General features: G+C 43.4%; 4 protein-coding genes and 1 pseudogene. 4 read left to right on the top strand and 1 reads right to left on the bottom strand.

Annotation, left to right across the window (positions count from 1 at the left end; translation table 11 throughout):
* Nucleotides 1-87 precede the first annotated feature (87 nt).
* The 4 genes from msrB (at nucleotide 88) to HT703_RS03305 (ending at nucleotide 4784) form a co-directional block, all read left to right on the top strand.
* Nucleotides 88-1026: a peptide-methionine (R)-S-oxide reductase MsrB gene (gene msrB / locus HT703_RS03320; protein ID WP_000818203.1), complete on the top strand. Its 939-nt coding sequence runs from the start codon at nucleotides 88-90 to the stop codon at nucleotides 1024-1026.
* Between the two features lie 57 nt (nucleotides 1027-1083).
* Nucleotides 1084-2808, top strand: a complete 1725-nt coding sequence (locus tag HT703_RS03315; protein WP_023936095.1) for an ABC transporter ATP-binding protein — start codon at nucleotides 1084-1086, stop codon at nucleotides 2806-2808.
* 1 nt (nucleotide 2809) lies between these two features.
* Nucleotides 2810-4558: an ABC transporter ATP-binding protein gene (locus tag HT703_RS03310; protein WP_001254298.1), complete on the top strand. Its 1749-nt coding sequence runs from the start codon at nucleotides 2810-2812 to the stop codon at nucleotides 4556-4558.
* Nucleotides 4559-4652: 94 nt separating this feature from the next.
* Complete coding sequence (locus HT703_RS03305) at nucleotides 4653-4784, top strand: chlorohydrolase (protein WP_172929923.1); 132 nt, start codon at nucleotides 4653-4655, stop codon at nucleotides 4782-4784.
* A 23-nt stretch (nucleotides 4785-4807) separates the two neighbouring features.
* Here the strand turns inward: HT703_RS03305 and HT703_RS03300 are convergent.
* Nucleotides 4808-4907, bottom strand: a pseudogene (locus HT703_RS03300) (thymidylate synthase); the annotation flags it as partial.

Genomic DNA, 4907 nt, shown 5'->3' with positions numbered 1-4907 from the left:
TGTTTTGAGGTTGCAGATGTGAGCTGACGTGGTTTGAAGAGATTTTCGAAGAGTATTAGTTAAAAACGTGATAAAGGAGAAATAAAGATGGCAGAAATTTATCTAGCAGGTGGTTGTTTTTGGGGCCTAGAGGAATATTTTTCACGCATTTCTGGAGTGCTAGAAACCAGTGTTGGCTACGCTAATGGTCAAGTCGAAACGACCAATTACCAGTTGATCAAGGAAACAGACCATGCAGAAACGGTCCAAGTGATTTACGATGAGAAGGAAGTGTCACTCAGAGAGATTTTACTTTATTATTTCCGAGTTATCGATCCTCTATCTATCAATCAACAAGGGAATGACCGTGGTCGCCAATATCGAACTGGGATTTATTATCAGGATGAAGCAGATTTGCCAGCTATCTACACAGTGGTACAGGAGCAGGAACGCATGCTGGGTCGAAAGATTGCAGTAGAAGTGGAGCAATTACGCCACTACATTCTGGCTGAAGACTACCACCAAGATTATCTCAGGAAGAATCCTTCAGGTTACTGTCATATCGATGTGACCGATGCTGATAAGCCATTGATTGATGCAGCAAACTATGAAAAGCCTAGTCAAGAGGTGTTGAAGGCCAGTCTATCTGAAGAGTCTTATCGTGTCACACAAGAAGCTGCTACAGAGGCTCCATTTACCAATGCCTATGACCAAACCTTTGAAGAGGGGATTTATGTAGATATTACGACGGGTGAGCCACTCTTTTTTGCCAAGGATAAGTTTGCTTCAGGTTGTGGTTGGCCAAGTTTTAGCCGTCCGATTTCCAAAGAGTTGATTCATTATTACAAGGATCTGAGCCATGGAATGGAGCGAATTGAAGTTCGTTCTCGTTCAGGCAGCGCTCACTTGGGTCATGTTTTCACAGATGGACCGCGGGAGTTAGGCGGCCTCCGTTACTGTATCAATTCTGCTTCTTTACGCTTTGTGGCCAAGGATGAGATGGAAAAAGCAGGATATGGCTATCTATTGCCTTACTTAAACAAATAAAACAGAGAGTGGGGCTTCCCACTTTCTTCATTTCTAGAATATGAATAGAAGGGATTTATGAAACACCTATTATCTTACTTCAAACCCTACATCAAGGAATCAATTTTAGCCCCCTTGTTCAAGCTGTTAGAAGCTGTTTTTGAGCTCTTGGTTCCCATGGTGATTGCTGGGATTGTTGACCAATCTTTACCTCAGGGAGATCAAGGTCATCTCTGGATGCAGATTGGCCTGCTCCTTATCTTTGCAGTAATTGGCGTTTTAGTGGCCTTGATAGCTCAATTTTACTCAGCAAAGGCAGCAGTAGGCTTTGCTAAGGAATTGACAAACGATCTTTATCGTCATATTCTTTCCTTGTCCAAGGACAGCAGAGACCGTCTGACAACTTCTAGTTTGGTCACTCGCTTGACTTCGGATACCTACCAGATTCAGACTGGTATCAATCAATTCCTGCGTCTCTTTTTGCGAGCGCCCATTATCGTTTTTGGTGCCATTTTTATGGCTTATCGAATCTCAGCTGAGTTGACTTTCTGGTTCTTAGTCATGGTTGCCATTTTGACCATTGTCATTGTAGGGTTATCTCGATTGGTCAATCCTCTCTACAGTAGTCTCAGAAAGAAAACGGACCAACTGGTTCAGGAAACGCGCCAGCAATTGCAAGGGATGCGGGTTATTCGTGCTTTTGGTCAAGAAAAACGAGAGTTACAGATTTTTCAAACCCTTAACCAAGTTTATGCTAGATTACAAGAAAAGACAGGTTTCTGGTCTAGTTTATTAACACCTCTGACCTATCTGATTGTCAATGGAACTCTTCTCGTTATTATCTGGCAAGGCTATATTTCAATTCAAGGAGGAGTGCTCAGTCAAGGTGCTCTCATTGCTCTTATCAATTACCTCTTACAGATTTTGGTGGAATTGGTCAAGCTAGCCATGCTGATCAATTCCCTCAACCAGTCCTACATCTCAGCTAAGCGAATCGAGGAAGTTTTTGCTGAGGCTCCAGAAGATATTCATTCAGAATTAGAACAAAAGCAAGCTAGCAGTGATCAGGTTTTACAAGTTCAAGAACTGACCTTTACCTATCCTGATGCGGCCCAGCCTTCTCTGAGAGACATTTCCTTTAATATGAAGCAAGGGCAAATCCTTGGTATCATCGGAGGAACTGGTTCTGGTAAATCAAGCTTGGTGCAAGTCTTACTTGGACTTTATCCAGCAGACAAGGGGAGTATAGACCTTTATCGAAATGGACGTAGTCCTCTTAATTTGGAGCAGTGGCGGTCTTGGATTGCCTATGTGCCCCAAAAAGTCGAACTCTTTAAGGGAACCATTCGTTCTAACTTGACTCTAGGTTTACATCAAGAAGTATCTGACCAGGAACTCTGGCAGGCCTTGGAGATTGCGCAAGCTAAGGATTTTGTTAGTGAAAAGGAAGGGCTCTTGGATGCCACTGTTGAGGCAGGAGGTCGAAATTTCTCAGGTGGACAAAAACAAAGGCTGTCTATTGCTCGCGCAGTCTTGCGCCAAGCTCCATTTCTCATCCTAGATGATGCGACCTCGGCCCTCGACACCATTACCGAGTCTAAGCTCTTGAAAGCTATCCGAGAAAATTTGCTAAATACGAGCTTAATCTTGATCTCTCAACGAACCTCGACTTTACAGATGGCTGACCAGATTCTCCTCTTAGAAAAAGGAGAGCTCCTAGCTATCGGCAAGCACGAGAACTTGATGAAATCTAGTCAAGTTTATCGCGAAATCAATGCATCCCAACATGGAAAGGAGGACTAGCATGAGACGACAAACTGCAAACCAGACGCTCACACGCTTGGCAAAAGATTTAGCAAGCAATCCCTTCCTCCTTTTCCTAGCCTTTCTAGGAACTATTACCCAGGTTGGCTTATCAATCTACCTACCTATCTTGATTGGGCAGGTCATCGACCAAGTCCTAGTGGCTGGTTCTTCACCAGTTTTTTGGCAGATTTTTCTCCAGATGATCTTGGTAGTTATAGGAAATACTCTGGTACAATGGGCCAATCCTCTTCTTTATAATCGCCTAATCTTCTCTTATACCAGAGACTTGCGAGAGCGAATCATCTATAAGCTCCATCGTTTACCGATTGCTTTTGTGGAGCGGCAAGGAAGTGGAGAGATGGTCAGTCGGGTAACCACGGACATCGAACAGTTAGCAGCTGGCTTGACCATGATTTTTAACCAATTTTTCATTGGTGTCTTGATGATTTTGGTTAGCATTCTAGCCATGCTGCAAATTCACCTCCTCATGACTCTCTTAGTCTTGCTGTTGACGCCACTTTCCATGGTGGTTTCACGCTTTATTGCCAAACGCTCCTATCATCTCTTCCAGAAGCAAACAGAGACAAGGGGAATTCAGACTCAGTTGATTGAAGAATCGCTTAGCCAGCAGACTATTATTCAATCTTTTAATGCTCAGGTAGAGTTTATCAAAAGACTGTGTGAGGCTAATGACAACTACGCAGGCTATTCGCAGTCGGCCATCTTTTATTCTTCAACGGTCAATCCTTCGACTCGCTTTGTCAATGCGCTCATTTATGCGATTCTAGCTGGAGTAGGAGCTTATCGTATCATGATGGGGTCAACCTTGACCATTGGGCGTTTAGTGACTTTTTTGAACTATGTCCAACAGTATACCAAGCCCTTTAACGATATTTCTTCAGTGCTAGCTGAGTTGCAAAGTGCTCTGGCTTGCGCAGAGCGCGTCTATGCTGTCTTAGAAAGTCCTGAGGTTGCTGAAACAGGCAAGGAAGTCTTGACCAGTGACCAAGTTAAGGGAGCTATTTCCTTTAAACATGTCTCTTTTGGTTACCATCCTGAAAAGATTTTGATTAAGGATTTATCTATTGATATTCCAGCTGGTAGCAAGGTAGCCATCGTTGGTCCGACAGGTGCAGGAAAATCAACCCTTATCAATCTTCTTATGCGTTTCTATCCTATTAACTCAGGAGATATCTTGCTGGATGGGCAATCCATTTATGATTATACCCTAGTATCATTGAGACAGCAGTTTGGCATGGTGCTCCAAGAAACCTGGCTCAAGCAAGGAACCATTCATGACAATATTGCTTTTGGAAATCCTGAAGCCAGTCGGGAGCAGGTGATTGCTGCTGCCAAAGCAGCCAATGCAGATTTTTTCATCCAACAGTTGCCACAGGGATACGATACCAAGTTAGAAAATGCAGGAGAATCTCTCTCTGTCGGTCAGACCCAGCTCTTGACTATAGCGCGAGTCTTTTTGGCTATTCCAAAGATTCTTATCTTAGACGAGGCAACTTCCTCCATCGATACACGGACAGAAGTGCTAGTACAGGATGCCTTTGCAAAACTCATGAAGGGGCGCACAAGCTTTATCATCGCCCACCGTTTGTCAACCATTCAGGATGCGGATTTGATTCTTGTCTTGGTAGATGGCGACATCGTGGAGCATGGCAATCATCAGGATCTCATGGCTAGAAAGGGTAAGTATTACCAAATGCAGCAAGCAGCAGCTTTTAGCTCTGAATAAGCCATTCTCTTTTGAAAGTTTATGGACGAAAAAAGTTGCCTTCGGGTGACTTTTTTGTTACAATAGCTAGAAAAATTGTTCACTGTAATACTCAATGAAAATCAAAGAGCAAACTAGGAAGCTAGCCGCAGGTTGCTCAAAGCACTGCTTTGAGGTTGTGGATAGAACTGACGAAGTCAGCTCAAAACACTGTTTTGAGGTTGTAGATGAAGCGACGCTGACGTAGTTTGAAGAGATTTTCTAAGAGTATTAAACGGCTAGGTCAAACTTCAACTGCGGCTTAACAGGGTCATAATCTACCAACTCAAAATTCTCTGCTTTAATATCAAAGAAATTGGTCCCATCTGGA

It is taken from the genome of Streptococcus sp. 3874 (assembly GCF_013276425.1).
GTDB classification, from domain to species: domain Bacteria; phylum Bacillota; class Bacilli; order Lactobacillales; family Streptococcaceae; genus Streptococcus; species Streptococcus pseudopneumoniae.
The sequence above is the reverse complement of the archived record's forward strand: the minus strand, read 5'-3'. Positions and strand labels throughout refer to the sequence as shown.